This window comes from Streptomyces sp. YIM 121038, from assembly GCF_006088715.1.
Lineage (GTDB): Bacteria > Actinomycetota > Actinomycetes > Streptomycetales > Streptomycetaceae > Streptomyces.
In genome coordinates this window covers 9207389-9220952 of sequence record NZ_CP030771.1, presented here as the reverse complement: position 1 = coordinate 9220952, position 13564 = coordinate 9207389, and the positions used below count along the sequence as shown (strand labels likewise).

At 73.4% G+C, this 13564-nt stretch carries 17 protein-coding genes; 8 read left to right on the top strand and 9 right to left on the bottom strand.

The genetic code is table 11. From position 1 onward, the window contains the following. Positions 1 to 426: 426 nt before the first annotated feature. On the bottom strand, positions 427 to 1362 hold the full coding sequence (locus C9F11_RS39025) for a MarR family transcriptional regulator (RefSeq protein ID WP_138964717.1): 936 nt from the start codon (positions 1360 to 1362) through the stop codon (positions 427 to 429). Positions 1363 to 1704: 342 nt separating this feature from the next. Here C9F11_RS39025 and C9F11_RS49060 point away from each other — a divergent pair, with 342 nt between their 5' ends. Next, positions 1705 to 2046 (top strand): hypothetical protein, encoded by a 342-nt coding sequence (locus C9F11_RS49060; protein ID WP_249402065.1) that lies wholly within the window; start codon positions 1705 to 1707, stop codon positions 2044 to 2046. A gap of 115 nt (positions 2047 to 2161) precedes the next feature. On the opposite strand, the gene C9F11_RS39015 is transcribed toward C9F11_RS49060, so the two are convergent. The 5 genes from C9F11_RS39015 to C9F11_RS38995 form a co-directional block, all read right to left on the bottom strand. Beyond that, the gene (locus C9F11_RS39015; protein WP_138964715.1) at positions 2162 to 2629 is read right to left on the bottom strand and encodes a MarR family winged helix-turn-helix transcriptional regulator; all 468 of its coding nucleotides are present in this window, start codon (positions 2627 to 2629) and stop codon (positions 2162 to 2164) included. 90 nt (positions 2630 to 2719) lie between these two features. Further along, on the bottom strand, positions 2720 to 3607 hold the full coding sequence (locus tag C9F11_RS39010) for an NAD-dependent epimerase/dehydratase family protein (RefSeq protein ID WP_138964713.1): 888 nt from the start codon (positions 3605 to 3607) through the stop codon (positions 2720 to 2722). 71 nt (positions 3608 to 3678) lie between these two features. Then, positions 3679 to 4335: a hemerythrin domain-containing protein gene (locus C9F11_RS39005; protein WP_138964711.1), complete on the bottom strand. Its 657-nt coding sequence runs from the start codon at positions 4333 to 4335 to the stop codon at positions 3679 to 3681. A 255-nt stretch (positions 4336 to 4590) separates the two neighbouring features. Then, entirely contained in the window at positions 4591 to 5478 is an 888-nt protein-coding gene (locus C9F11_RS39000) for a LysR family transcriptional regulator (protein ID WP_138967514.1), read from the bottom strand. 160 nt (positions 5479 to 5638) lie between these two features. Further along, complete coding sequence (locus C9F11_RS38995; RefSeq protein ID WP_138964709.1) at positions 5639 to 6355, bottom strand: TetR/AcrR family transcriptional regulator; 717 nt, start codon at positions 6353 to 6355, stop codon at positions 5639 to 5641. A 123-nt stretch (positions 6356 to 6478) separates the two neighbouring features. Between C9F11_RS38995 and C9F11_RS38990 the strand changes: the two genes are divergently transcribed. The 4 genes from C9F11_RS38990 to C9F11_RS38975 all read left to right on the top strand — a co-directional run bounded on the left by C9F11_RS38990 (position 6479) and on the right by C9F11_RS38975 (position 9034). Further along, entirely contained in the window at positions 6479 to 7180 is a 702-nt protein-coding gene (locus C9F11_RS38990) for an NAD(P)H-binding protein (RefSeq protein WP_138964707.1), read from the top strand. A gap of 110 nt (positions 7181 to 7290) precedes the next feature. After that, on the top strand, positions 7291 to 8058 hold the full coding sequence (locus tag C9F11_RS38985) for an SDR family oxidoreductase (protein ID WP_138964705.1): 768 nt from the start codon (positions 7291 to 7293) through the stop codon (positions 8056 to 8058). A 26-nt stretch (positions 8059 to 8084) separates the two neighbouring features. After that, positions 8085 to 8456, top strand: a complete 372-nt coding sequence (locus C9F11_RS38980; RefSeq protein ID WP_212767932.1) for a MerR family transcriptional regulator — start codon at positions 8085 to 8087, stop codon at positions 8454 to 8456. A gap of 230 nt (positions 8457 to 8686) precedes the next feature. Further along, entirely contained in the window at positions 8687 to 9034 is a 348-nt protein-coding gene (locus C9F11_RS38975; RefSeq protein ID WP_138964703.1) for a DoxX family protein, read from the top strand. Positions 9035 to 9171: 137 nt separating this feature from the next. Here C9F11_RS38975 and C9F11_RS38970 read toward each other — a convergent pair whose 3' ends face one another. Together C9F11_RS38970 and C9F11_RS38965 are read right to left on the bottom strand one after the other, a co-directional pair. After that, on the bottom strand, positions 9172 to 9468 hold the full coding sequence (locus C9F11_RS38970) for a hypothetical protein (protein ID WP_138964701.1): 297 nt from the start codon (positions 9466 to 9468) through the stop codon (positions 9172 to 9174). Then, positions 9461 to 10021 carry a sigma-70 family RNA polymerase sigma factor gene (locus C9F11_RS38965; protein WP_138964699.1) on the bottom strand — a complete coding sequence of 187 codons (561 nt, stop codon included), beginning with the start codon at positions 10019 to 10021 and terminating at the stop codon, positions 9461 to 9463. The genes C9F11_RS38970 and C9F11_RS38965 overlap by 8 nt, the downstream gene beginning before the upstream one ends. 368 nt (positions 10022 to 10389) lie before the next feature. Here C9F11_RS38965 and dhaK point away from each other — a divergent pair, with 368 nt between their 5' ends. From dhaK to C9F11_RS38950, 3 genes are all read left to right on the top strand, one after another. Beyond that, positions 10390 to 11382: a dihydroxyacetone kinase subunit DhaK gene (dhaK, locus tag C9F11_RS38960; RefSeq protein ID WP_138964697.1), complete on the top strand. Its 993-nt coding sequence runs from the start codon at positions 10390 to 10392 to the stop codon at positions 11380 to 11382. Positions 11383 to 11466: 84 nt separating this feature from the next. Next, positions 11467 to 12093, top strand: a complete 627-nt coding sequence (dhaL, locus tag C9F11_RS38955; protein ID WP_138967508.1) for a dihydroxyacetone kinase subunit DhaL — start codon at positions 11467 to 11469, stop codon at positions 12091 to 12093. 37 nt (positions 12094 to 12130) lie between these two features. Next, positions 12131 to 12535 carry a PTS fructose transporter subunit IIA gene (locus C9F11_RS38950; protein WP_138967510.1) on the top strand — a complete coding sequence of 135 codons (405 nt, stop codon included), beginning with the start codon at positions 12131 to 12133 and terminating at the stop codon, positions 12533 to 12535. 31 nt (positions 12536 to 12566) lie between these two features. On the opposite strand, the gene C9F11_RS38945 is transcribed toward C9F11_RS38950, so the two are convergent. Then, positions 12567 to 13559 carry an ROK family protein gene (locus tag C9F11_RS38945; RefSeq protein WP_138964695.1) on the bottom strand — a complete coding sequence of 331 codons (993 nt, stop codon included), beginning with the start codon at positions 13557 to 13559 and terminating at the stop codon, positions 12567 to 12569. Between the last annotated feature and the right edge of the window lie 5 nt (positions 13560 to 13564).

The following is a 13564-nucleotide window of genomic DNA, read 5'->3' as shown; positions in this document are numbered from 1 at the left end:
GGCCGCGACCACCGCCGGGTGCACGGAGGCGCGCCGGTACGCGGCGGGTGAGATGCGGCGGCGCCGCAACCGCCTCATCGACCTGTTCACCGCCGACCCGCCGGTCTCCGCCGAGGCCGTCGCCGACCTCGCGCACACCGCCCAGTGGGTGGTCCCGCGCGAGCTGGCCGTGGTCGTCGTCCGGCACGCCCCGGGGGCCGAGTCGGCGCCGCCGATCGTGCCGCCCGAGTTCCTGGCGCGTTTCGACACCCGGCCGGGGGTGATCGTGGCGCCCGGTCCTGAGGGGCCCGCCCGCAGCGCGAGCGGCTCGCCGAGGTCTTCGGCAGCCATCTGCACGACCCCGCCGCCCAGTTCGGGATGCGGCCGGCGCTGCACGCGCTCAGCCTGCGGCCGCGCCGGGGGCGGTGAGGGCCGTCCGCGCCGCGCTCACCGCGTGCGGCCGAGTGCCGCGCACTGCTCCGGGGTGAGCCGCCCGGTCCGGGCCACGACGGTGTACGCGCCGTCCGGGGTGCGCCGCAGCTCCAGCGGGTCGGCGACGTCGGGGTGCTGCTCGGCGTCGTACAGGGCGGTCGTGACGCGCTCCGGCGACCAGCCGAGCGCCCCCGCCAACCGGCCGCCGTCCAGCGGTGCTCCGGCGTGGGCGAGGGCGGCGAGCACGGTCAGCGCGTCGGTGAACGCGGCCGCCGTGGAGGCCCCGGCCACGTCGTCGCTGAGGCCGGTGAAGAAGCGCCGCATGTGGTCGAGGCGGGCGCCCGCGGGGGTCGCGGCGTCGAGGATCTCCACCCCCGCCCGGGCGGTGTCGGCCATCATCGCGTGGGCACGGGCGCTCGCCAGCCAGGTCCGCAGCCACATGTCGTCGTCGATGACGTACCGCTCGCGCCGGCCCGTGGGCACGCGCTCGCGCCGCAGCAGGTCGAGCCGTTCGAGATAGCCGACGGCCTTGGACACCGAGGCGGGGCTCACCCGCAGCAGGGCCACGAGCTCGGCCGCGGTCAGCGTGCCCGAGTCGGTGGTGACGAGGCTGGCGAGCACCCGGGCCGCCATCCGCGGCACGCCGGTGCGCGCCATCGCCTCCGCGAACCGGACCACGAAGCCGCGCACGACCTCGGCGTCGCGGCCGTGTCCGACGTCGGGCGCCGCCGCCTCCGGGGCGCTCGCCGCGGATCTGCGGGCCCGGCGCGCGGTGGCGTGCTGGGCGTGCTCGGCGCGGTAGCGGCCGGGGCCGCCGTTGCGGGCGACCTCCCTGCTGACGGTCGACGTCGGCCTGCCGAGCCGCCGGGCGATCTCGGCATAGCCGAGTCCGTCGGCGAGCCCGGAGGCCACCTGTCGTCGGTCCTCGTGGGTCAGCCTGCCTCCAGGCACCGCGCCCGCCTTCCACTTGCCGGTCCTCACCACCGGCCCGCGTTCCGCGCGGGCGGCCCGGCCAGTATGCGTTGACCGTCAGCTCATTGCATCGGTCGGGCACGAGAATTGCGCTCACACCCATGCCAGTTGCAACGGTTCCCTTCAGATATCCATCCACTTGCCCGTACAAGCGCACTTTTGATTGATGCTCATGTAAACGCAACGTAGCTTTCGAGGTCCCCGAACTCCTCACCGCCGCGGTGGACCGATGCCGACCACCGGGGAAGCCGACGTCGTACGCGATGTCGACGGACTCCGCATGCGCTCCGGCACGACCGCAAGCGCTCCGGCACGACCGACGTGCCGCGCGAGGTGACCTTCCGCCCCTCGTACGAGGGACAGGGCGCATCCACGGGCCTCGGCCTGGGCAGCCATGTCGGCGGCTCCGTCCTCTCCCGGGAGGGGCCTCGACCAGCAGAAAGGGACTCCATGCGCCGACGCCTGACCGCAGCCCTCCTCGGAGGCCTGGCCCTGACCGGCATGTCCACCGCCGCCGCGGCGGCCGTCGGCCCCGCTCCCACGGCGCGGCACGCCCCGGCGAACCCCTCACCGCTGCTCCCCGCACCCGAGTCGCTGATCACCGAGGGCATCTCGATCGAGGGCCCCCTGATCAACAACCTCGGACTGCCGAAGCTCATCTGAGGACCCGCGGGGTGTACGACCCGTGCCCCCACGGCGACTTCGTGGGGGCACGGGCGTTCAGGTCCTATCGACCTGTCGTTCTATGGATTGATGGATCTGTCGATCTATCGACCTGTCAGGGCATCGTCCCGCCGGCGTTGTGGATCAGCTGCCGGAGGACCTTCACCGTGGTGACGTAGTCCGCGTCGTCGATGCCCTCGTGGAGAGCGGCGCGGATCGCGGGAGCGTTCTGTGCCAGGTCGACCCGGGCCCGCTCGCCCTCTTCGGTGAGCCACAGCCGGTCCTCGTCGTCCCGTCTCAGCCAGCCGCGCTCGACGAGCCCCGCGGACGCTTCCGCCAGGTCGTCCTCGGGCCGGATGTAGAGGCTCATGGCCTTCCGCAGCTCGGGCAGGGTCATCCCCCGGCCGTCGGACGAGATGTCGTTCACCGACAGGTTGCGCAGCAGCCAGAACTGCGGCTGGGTGTAGCCCTTTTCGAGCTGCCGGGCCCGGGTGAACGCGATCAGCGCCTCGTAGGCGACACCGGTCCAGTAGGCGGCGGGCTGTCCGGCGAGCTCGGCATCGGACATCTGCTGGGTCGTCATGAGGGGTTTCCTTTCAGGTACTTCGTGTACGCGGGACACGTCCGCGAGGGCAGCCCCCGGGCCGGTCGGCGGCCCGGGGGCGCCGAGCGCCTAGGCCGACCGGTACGAGCCCGACGTCAGCTCGGCCACCATGCCCGGCCTGGACGGCTTCCAGTCGAGGGCGGTGCGGGCGGCGGCACCACTGACGCTCTGGTCGAGGGCGAGGGCGTCCGCGAAGAGCGCGCCGAAGAACTCGGCGGCCTGCTCCACCGACAGCACGCGCGGGGCGGCGTCCACTCCGGCCGCACGCCCGGCGGCCTGTGCGACGTCACGGACCGCGACGGCCGACTCGCCGACGCCGTGCCACAAGGTGCCGGCCTCGGCCCGCTCGGCCGCGGCCACGAACAGCTCGGCCAGGTCGTCCACGTGGACGGTCGGCCAGCGCACGCCCTCCTCGCCGTAGTACTCGGGCACCCCCTCCTTGCGGGCCCGGTCGACCAGGAGGGCGGGGATGCCGCCGCCGCGGCCGTACACGATGGCGGGCCGGACGACGACCGCGCGCACGCCCTCGGCGGCCTCGGCCAGCACCCGCTGCTCGATCTGCGGGCGGTAGCCGACGAGGCCGACCGGGTTGGTCGGGGCCTCCTCCCCGACCTCCTGGGCGTCGCCGGTGGCACCGAGGACCCACACGCCACTGGTGTAGACGAGGGGACGGCCGGTACCGCGAAGCGGGGTGGCCAGAGCCTCGATGACGGCGGAGTCGACGTCCGCGTCACCGCTCGGGGGCGCCAGGTGGATCACGGCCTCGATGTCGGGGGTCACCGCGCCGGCGAGCGAGGCCGGGTCCGCGGTGTCGCCGACCAGCTGGGCGTGCCACGGTCTGCCCGACTCCGGCTCGGCGCTCCGGGTGAGCGCGACGACCTGGTGACCGGCGGCGACGAGGTGGTCGGTGACAGCGGAACCGATGTAGCCGGTGGCACCGGTGAGCAGAACCTTCATGACATTCCTATCGTGAGGAACGAGACGTCATGTCCCGTTCGTTGGTGTAGTGACTTACTGACGTGCTGGTTTCAGAACCGGGTGACGGTGAGTTCGACCCGGGTGCCCCAGCGGTCGAACTCCGCATAGGCGGGCTGCCACCGGTCCGCGTACGTGCGGTGCGCGGACGCGGGCAGCAGTTGCTCCAGAACGGCGGTGACGGTCCGCTCGGGGGCGCCGTCGAGGAGCCAGGGCAGGATCCGGGCCGCGTCGGCCCCGATCCGCTGGGCGTGGACGCGCCCGAACCGCTCCCACTGCTCCTGGTCCAGAACGGCCTGGACCAGGGGGAAGACGGCCTCCTCCTCATGGCGGAGATGTCCCCGCAGACCGGTGACCAGGGAGCCGGTGAGTTCACCGAACAGGTCGGGACCGGCATCCGGGTCGGTCTGCGCCTTGTCGATCGCCTCTAGCAGGCGGGCGAGCGCGGCGTGCTCGGCCTCGATCGCCTCAAGACGCACCAGGGAGAAGGGGTGACCGCGCAGGGCCTGACGCAGGGAGGGCCACAGCGCGTCGTCCTCGGCGGAGTGGTGGGCGTACAGGGCCGCCCGGAACAGCTCCCAGCCCGCGGTGCGCAGGACGTCCCGGGGGTCGGGGCCGGCGCGGGCCGCGACCCCGTCGAGTAAGCGCAGTTCCCTGCGCAAGGCGTTGTGCATCGCGTACGTCACGGTCATGTCGAGCGTGTCCGTCATGTCGGTGTGACTCCTGGTTCCGGTGGCCCGGTGAGCCCGTGTCAGGCAGTGGCGGCAGACCGGTCCCGACGGGAACAGGGCAGCGCTGAGCCGCGCCTGACGGAGCGGGGCACCATGGGAAGGGGACCGGGCGGGGCGACGAGCGGCCTGCCCGGGTGCCTCAAGACTCTCCCGAGAGCCGCGTCCGGATCAACGCGGACTTCGTACGTCGATCCATAACCCGACGGTTATCGGAGTACGGGACGCGGCGGCGCGTCAGAACCGCAGGGTGCCGAGCTCACGGACCGTGTCGGCGAGAGCGGCGATCAGCTCGCTCTCCGCCTCGGTCCGCCAGATCAGGGCGAAGGACAGCGGCGCCAGGTCGGTGATAGGAAGCCAGCGGACGTGCGGCATGCCCCAGTGCCGGGTGACGTGGCTGGGGAAGTTGTGGACGATCTCGCCCATGCCGACCCGGTTGATCAGTTCCTCCGCGTTGGTCACGGGGCGCCCGCGCTCGATCGACCGGCCCTGGGGCGTGCGGAAGGGCAGGTAGGTGCCCTCCCAGTACTCCGGCATGTCCGGGGCGACGGCGTGCCGGAAGTCGGCGAACATCTCCAGGTGCACCGACGTCCGCCCGGCGAGGTCGTGGTCGGCGGCCACCGCGAGGACACGGGGGTCCGTGCACAGGACCGGGCCGACGGTGAGGTCCGGCTCCTCCACGGGCAGCCAGGTGACGAGCACGTCCACGTCGTCGTCACGGAGCCGGCCGAACGGATCGACGTACGAGAGCTGGCGGATCTCCAGTTCCCACTGCGGGAACCGCGAGCGGAAGGCCCTCCAGTAGCGGTGCATGTCGACGATGTTGAACGGCATCATGCCGACGCGGAGCCTGCCGGTGACGCCGCTGGCGGTCATCCGGGCGCGCTCCAGTGACTCGTGCAGGCCCGCGTAGACCGGCTGGAGGTCGTCGCGCAGCTGGCGTCCGACGTTGGTCAGGCGGACCGTGCGGCTGGTGCGCACGAACAGCGGGGCACCGATGCGCCGCTCCTGTTTCCTGATGGCCTGGCTGACCCGCGCCTGGGAGACCAGGAGCCGCTCGGCGCTCCGCCCGAAGTGCAGCTCCTCGGCCACGACCAGAAAGATCTCAATGTCCCGCAGCTCCATCACGCCCCCGTGTTCTTCTCCGCCGACAGCGCTGAGGCCGCCGAGCCGCAGAAGTATATGTTGATCACTGTTTCGCGCACCGGGGCGACGTCCTGGCGAGCTTCCCGTTCGCCCGCGACGGCGCGTGCCTCAGAGCCAGAGGACCACCTCTCGGAGCCCCTCAGCCCTTCGGACCGATGCCCAACGACCGGACGAGGTGCGTCAGTTCCTCCTGGAACAGCTTCTCCGGGTTCGTGGTCTGGGTGCGCAGATGGCCGTAGATCTCCAGCGTGACCAGGCCGTGCAGGTGGCCCCACATGCGCAGCGCGAGGGCCACTCCGGCCGGGGGCAGGTCGGGGAAGGCGGGGCGGACCTTGTCGAGGAGGCCGGGGTCGAAGTCGGACCACTGGAAGTCGCTGTCCGCGTAGAGGTGTTCGGCATGCGGCCAGGCGGTGGCGGCGAGGCCGGTCAGGGCCGTGCAGACCCGCTGCGCGGCGTCCGGGGCGGCACCGCCCTCGGGTGCGACGTAGCCGGGCACCGGATCGCCGTAGATGAGGCGGAAACCGTCGGGGTTGGCCAGCGCCCAGCCGCGGAAGGCCCGCGCCCAGGCCCGGATCCGGTCGGCCGGGGGCGCGGCGGAGGCGGAGTCCCCCGCGGCGTCGACCGTGTCGGCGAGCGAGGTGTACACGTCGTTGATGAGCGTGGTGACCAGGTCGTCGCGGGTGGCGAAGTAGCCGTAGATGGCGTTGGGGGTCATGCCCATCTCACGGGCGATGGCGCGCAGGGTGATCGCGCCGGGGCCGCCCGAGGCCATCAACTCCAGGGCCACGCTCTTGATTTCGGCCGTCGTCTCGGCTCGCAGTCGCGCCCGCCGCCCCGTGGTTCCCGTACCCGCCATGCGGCCACTCTACAGCGTCGCGACACTGATTGCCGTACTAAAACTTCACGGCATATAGTTTTCTCATGGCGTCCAGCCGGATGGCGGCAGCCACCGTGTCTGGGCATGAACAAGGGGAGAACCATGCACATCGGAGTGATCGGTGCCACCGGCACCATCGGCAGCCGGGTCGTCACGGAGGCGCTCGGCCGCGGGCACCACGTCACGGCGCTCAGCCGCGACGCCTCGCGGATCGACGAGAGCCGCGCGCACGTCACCTGGAAGAGCGTGGACGTCCTCGACCCCGCGAGCGTCTCCGCGATCCTGCCCGGCCTGGACGTACTGATCAGCGGGTTCCAGCCGGGCAACGCGGCCAAGGACCTCGCGGACACCGTGCGGCGCTCCATCGCCGACCCCACGGTCCATGCCACCGCGGCCCGGGCACTGACCAAGGCCCTGGAGAGCCACCCGCGGACCCGGCTCATCGTGATCGGCGGGGCGGGCAGCCTGGAGACGGCGCCCGGTGTCGTGCTCGCCGACGACGTCGAGCGGATCCACGAGACCCTCGACCAGCTCGGGCTGCCCCGCGAGTACGCGGCCGCGGCGCGCGGGGCCCGGGACGGCCTGAACGTCCTCCGTACGTCGAACCGGCTCTGGACCTACTTCAGCCCCGCCGAGGAGATCGCCCCCGGCGAGCGCACCGGCCGCTTCCGGCTCGGCGGCGACCAGGTGGTCCGGGACGCCGAGGGCCGCAGCCGCATCTCCGCGGAGGACGCCGCCGTCGCCCTGATCGACGAGGTCGAGCTGCCCCGCTTCGTCCAGCGCCGCTTCACCATCGGCTACTGACACACCGTCACGGCCGTCCCGGCGTTCCCCGTGGGAGAGCTCCTGGGCTCTCCCACGGGGCCGCCGCCCGCGGGCGGAGTTGACCTTGCCGTTGGCGGCAGGGTTGCACGATGACGGACATGAACAGCACCGCACCGCAGAGCAGCAGGATCGTCGCCGTCACCGGAGCCGGCACCGGGATCGGCCGGGCCACCGCCCGCGCCTTCGCCGCCGAGGGCGCCCGCGTGGTCGCCATCGGGCGGCGGGCAGAACTCCTGGAGGAGACCGCGGCCGGGCACGACCGGATCACGCCGCTGGCCGCCGACATCACCGCCGAGGGCGAGCCGGACCGGATCATCCGGGCCGTGCGGGAGGCACACGGCCGCCTCGACGTACTGGTCAACAACGCGGGCATCGTGCGCGGCGGAGCCCTCGGCACGCTGACGCCGGAGACGATCGCAGCTCAGCTCGCCACCAACCTCGTCGCCCCCGTCCTGCTGGCCCAGGCCGCGCTGCCGCTTCTGGAGCAGTCGGGCGGGGTGGTCGTCAACGTCAGTACGTCGGTGGGGCAGCGGGCCTGGCCCGGCACCTCGGTCTACGCGGCCACCAAGACCGCCCTGGAGCTGCTGACCCGCAGCTGGGCGGTCGAGCTGGCACCTCGCGGGATCCGGGTGGTGGCGGTCGCCCCCGGCGCGATCGACACCCCCATCGGCGAGCACCAGGGCCTGACGCCGGAGCGGAGGGCAGCGGTGCGGGAGTGGCAGCTCGCGCACACCCCACTGGCCCGGATCGGCCGCCCCGAGGAGGTGGCCTGGGCGGTCACGCAGCTTGCCGCGCCGGCCGCGTCGTTCGTCACCGGAGTGGTGCTCCCCGTCGACGGCGGAGCGGTCGTGGCGTGAGACAAGTGGCGCCGGAGGTGGGGCGGGTGCGGATCGGTGAGCTGGCCGGGGCGACCGGGACGACCGCCCGTGCGCTGCGGCACTACGAGCAGGCCGGGCTGATCTCCTCGCAGCGGGCCTCCAACGGCTACCGCGTCTACGACGAGCGGGCTGTGGTGCGGGTCCGCAACATCCGCTGTCTGCTGGCCGTCGGGCTCACCCTGGACGACGTGCGGGTGTTCCTGCCGTGCCTGGACGGCGACGTGGCCGCCGCACCGCCCTCGGACAAGGGCCTGCGGGTCGCGCTGGACCGGCTGGCGGTCCTCGAGGAACGGATCGCCGCCCAGACCGAGGCCCGTGACCGGCTCCGAGCCGCGCTGCGGCGGACAACCGGTGGCCGGATCCGCCCGGTGGCCTGAGCGGCCGCCTCGCCACAGAAGCCTGACGCCGTGCCCACCATGAAGAAGAGTCACGGCTTGCGGCCGGTGGCGGCGACCGTCTGATCAGTTCTACGGGAGTGCTTTTCCGGGGCCTGTCACATTCTCCGGCGCCGGTGCGTCAGACCCATGACGGCAACCCCGGCGAGACCGGAAAGCAGCCGTCCTTCCCCAGCACCTGATCCGCTCAGCAGTTTCCCCGAGGAGTCCCCATGTCCACCACCGCCACCATCGTCACCGTGCTCACCGCCGCCTGGGTCGGTTTCTCCGGCTTCTCGCTGCTGCGCAAGGCCGCCTTCGTCACCGAACCCCTGACCCAGTACGGCGTACCCCAGGCGTGGTGGACCCCGCTCGGCCTGGCCAAGACCGCCGGAGCCATCGGCCTGCTGGTGGGCTTCGCGGTGCCCGCGATCGGGGTGGCGGCCGCGATCGGCCTCATCCTCTACTTCGCCGGCGCGGTCATCACCGTCCTGCGGGCCCGCTCCTACAAGACCGTCGCCTTCCCCGTCCTCTACCTCGCCCCGGTCATCGCCGCCCTCGCACTCGGCTACACCGCCTGACAACACCCCCCTCCCCCGCGACACCCCAGCCCGCGACCGGCCCACCCAGCCGGTCACGGGCTTTCGCACGGACAGGGACCGGCGGCCGGGCGGAACGCGGACGACGCGACCGCGGCCGCCCGCGCGGCCCGAGGCGCTCAGGGTTGTCTGACGGCGCCTCCGTGTGTCCGGGTGTGCCGGGCGACGGACAGCTGGCAGCTGCCGTCCGCGCACGAACGCCGCAGCCGGCCGTTCGAGATGGTCTGGAGCAGCCCGATCGTCCAGCACAGGGGGCATCCGCGCAGTGCGAGCAGCCCCACGGGCGCCAGCAGGAGGCTGACCAGTCCCACCGCCGGGACGAGCAGGACCGATCCGGCCAAGGCGCCGAATCCCAGCGTGCCGCGCGCCAGGTGCCGGGGCAACGACGTGCTGGCGAAGCTCCGTCGGTCAGTCATGGCCCGCTCCTGGCCGGAGGCCGGGGGTCTCCCGCAGTGTCTGGCGCATCGCCGCGCGGGCGCGATGCAGCCTCGATTTCATCGCGGCGGTGCTGAGGCCGAGCGCGTCGGCGACCACGCGTCCGCTGTGGCCCTGGATGTCCCGCAGGATCAGGACACGCCGTTGGTCGGCGGGCAGGGCGGCGATCGCCGTCGCCACCCGGCCCGCTTCCAGGCGGCGCAGCACCTCGTCCTCGAAGGACGGCACGACGGTGTCCGGGACCGGTCCGTGGCTGCGCAGCGTCAGCCGCGCCCGCCGCAGGCACTCGTTGCGGACGATGCGGAACATCCACGACGCCAGCGCGCCGGAGGCCCGCAGCATGCCGATCTTGCGGTACAGGATGATCAGGGCTTCCTGCGCGGCGTCCTCGGCGTCCTGGGGAGTGGCGCACAACGCATGGGCGAACCGCTGCACATGCGGGTGCGAGCCGGTCACCAGAGCGGTTGTGGCCTCGACGTCACCCTCCTGTGCCGCGGCGATCAACTGGTCGCCGGGCCATGTGAAGTCAGCCACGCGAGCGCCCCCGCCGACGCCGCACGAGGACACTGCACGCGCAGCTGAGCACAGCCGCGACGATGACGGCACCAATGATCACGACAAACCTCCGGTTCCTGTGCCGACGCTCCTGTCCGCACACGTTAAAGAGGCACGAGCACAGCGAAAGGATTCAGCCCCACCGGGGTTCTGCGGCACGCGCTCCCTGAAACCGGCCGCCACGGCGGCGGCGGTGGCGGCGGCCGTCGTCGCCGTCGCGTGCGCAGCAGAGCGCCGACCCGTGACCTTCACCGTCCCAAGGCCGATACTGCCCTCGACAGGATGGGCCGTCGCCCCGCCCCGGCACCCGCAGTTCAACCGTCCGTCCGCCCCTCCAGGAGGTACCCATGAAGATGCTGATCAACGTGGCGGAGACCGTGGTCGCGGACTCGCTCAGGGGGATGGCGGCCGCGTATCCGGAGCTGGCCGTGGATGTGGAGAACCGCGTCGTCGCGCGGAGGGACGCGCCCGTCGCGGGGAAGGTCGCGGTGGTCTCGGGTGGGGGCTCGGGGCACGAGCCCTTGCACGGTGGGTTCGTGGGGCCCGGGATGCTCTCGGCCGCGTGCCCCGGCGAGGTGTTCACCTCGCCCGTGCCGGACCAGATGGTGCGGGCGGCGGCCGCGGTGGACAGCGGTGCGGGTGTGCTGTTCGTGGTGAAGAACTACACGGGTGACGTGCTGAACTTCGACATGGCCGCCGAACTCGCCCAGGACGAGGGCGTCCGGGTCGCCAAGGTCCTGGTGAACGACGACGTCGCGGTCACCGACAGCCTGTACACGGCGGGGCGGCGCGGCACCGGCGCGACCCTGTTCGTGGAGAAGCTCGCGGGCGCGGCGGCCGAGGAGGGCATGCCGCTGGCGCGCGTCGAGGCGACGGCCCGGCGCGTCAACGACACCTCCCGCAGTTTCGGCGTCGCGCTCAGCGCCTGCTCCACACCCGCGAAGGGCTCCCCCACGTTCGACCTGCCCGCGGGCGAACTGGAGCTGGGCGTCGGCATCCACGGCGAACCGGGCCGCGAGCGGCGGCCGATGATGACGTCCGGCGAGATCGCCGACTTCGCCGTGAACGCCGTCGTCGAGGACCTCGGCCCGCGCGACCCGGTGCTCGTCCTCGTCAACGGCATGGGTGCCACCCCGCTCCTGGAGCTGTACGGCTTCACCGCGGAGGTGCACCGCGTGCTCCGCGAACGCGGCGTGGCCGTGGCACGCACCCTCGTGGGCAACTACGTGACGTCCCTCGACATGACGGGCGCCTCGGTGACGCTGTGCCAGATCGATGAGGAGCTGCTGCGCCTGTGGGACGCGCCGGTGCGCACGGCGGCGCTGCGCTGGGGCATGTGACACACCCGTACGTACCGACGCGACGTGCGGTCCGTGCCGCCCGCCGTGGAAACGTCCTACGAACTCCTGACGCGAGGAGGCCCCGTGCTCGACGCCGACTTCTTCCGCCGCTGGCTGGCCTCGGTCGCGGCGGCCGTGGAGCGCGAGGCGGACCGGCTCACCGAGCTGGACTCGCCGATCGGCGACGCCGACCACGGCGGCAATCTGCGCCGCGGCTTCACCGCCGTCGTCGCCGTCCTTGAGAAGGAGGCGCCCGCCACCCCGGGCTCCGTCCTGACCCTCGCGGGGCGGCAGCTGATCTCCACGGTGGGCGGCGCGTCCGGCCCGCTGTACGGCACGCTGCTGCGCCGCACGGGCGCGGCGCTCGGCGCGGAGCCGCAGGTCAGCGCGGCGGACTTCGCCGCGGCGCTGCGTGCGGGCGTGGCCGCGGTGGCCGCCCTCGGCGGCGCCGCGCCCGGCGACAAGACGATGCTGGACGCGCTGGTCCCGGGTGCCGACGCGCTGCCCACGTCGTTCGCGGCGGCCCGGGAGGCAGCCCTCCAGGGGGCGTTGGCGACGATCCCGCTCCAGGCCCACAAGGGCAGGGCGAGCTATCTGGGCGCGCGCAGCGTCGGCCACCAGGACCCGGGGGCGGCCTCGTCGGCCCTGCTGTTCGAGGCCCTCACCGACGCCGCCGAAGCCACCGCCACCGGGAAGACGCCCGGTGAGTGACGACCCCCGGGACACGGGCCGAGGCCTGGACCGGCACCTGGACCGACGCGTAGGCATCGTGCTCGTCTCCCACAGCGCCGCCGTGGCGGAGTCCGTCGCGGCCCTCGCCCGGGATCTCGCGAGCGGCGGCGGCACCGTCCCCGTCGCCCCGGCGGGCGGCACCGCCGACGGCGGCCTCGGCACCAGCTCCGACCTCGTCGCGGCCGCCGCCCACCGGGTCGACCGGGGCGCGGGCGTGGCGATCCTCGCCGACCTGGGCGGTGCCGTCCTCACCGTGCGGGCCCTCGTCGCCGAAGAGGCCGAACTCCCCGCCCTGACCCGCCTGGTGGACGCGCCCTTCGTCGAGGGCGCGGTCGCGGCGGTCGTCACGGCGTCGACGGGAGCGGACCTCACCGCCGTGGCGGCGGCGGCCCAGGACGCGTACGGCTACCGGAAGGTGTGACGCCCGGCGGGCCTCAGCCGCCCGGCGGGCCTCAGCCGACCGCCGTCCGCTCGGCCTCCAGGCGGTGCGGGCAGCAGCCGTCGCGGGCGAGGAGCGCGGCGCCGACCCACCCCGCCCCCGGGCCGCAGCGGGTCAGCCGGACGTCCGGCAGGGCGCGGTGGGCGCGCGCGGTGACGTACCGCTCGAAGCTCGCGCGCACCGGGGTGAGCAGGGGTTCACCGGCATCGGCCACGCCGCCGCCGAGGACGACCAGCTCGACGTCGAAGAGGTTCACGAGGGTCGCGATGCCGATGCCGAGCCAGTGGCCGACCCGGGCCAGCTGCGCCCGCGCCGCGGGGTCCCCGGCCTGGGCGGCGGCGGTGACGTCCTCGCCCGTGACGCGGGGCCGGCCCGGGATGTGCCCCGCCGCCGGTGTGGCGTAGCGCGCCAGTGCCGGGCCGGAGGCCAGGGGTTCCAGGCAGCCGACGGTGCCGCAGCCGCAGCGCTCGCTCCCGTGCGGGTCGACGATCATGTGCCCGATCTCGGTGCCGATGCCGGTCCTGCCGCGGAAGAGCCGGTCGTCGAGGACGAGGCCGCCGCCCACACCGGTGCCGACGGTGACGAACGCCATGTAGGAGGCGCTGTGCCCGAGGTGGTACTCGGCCCAGCACGCGGTGTTCGCGTCGTTGTCGACCACGGTCGGCAGGCCGGTCGCGTCCGCCAGCAGTGCGCGCAGCGGCGCGTCGCGGAACGCGCTGTTGGGGGCCGTGCGGACGCGGCCGTCGGGCCAGTCGACGAGCCCGGCCACGCCGACGCCGACACCCGCGACACCGGGATGGCGGGAGCGCAGCGCCTCGATCAGCCGCACGGCCGTCTTCAGCATCGCTTCCTGGTCGGCCGCGGGACACGGCACCGCGGGCACGCGTTCCACGACGTGCCCGTCGGCGTCGACGACTCCGGCGGCGATCTTCGTACCGCCGACGTCGAGCCCGACGAAGAGGCGGGCGGACGGCCCGAGGGAGGGAAGGGAGGGAAAGGGATCCATGGGGT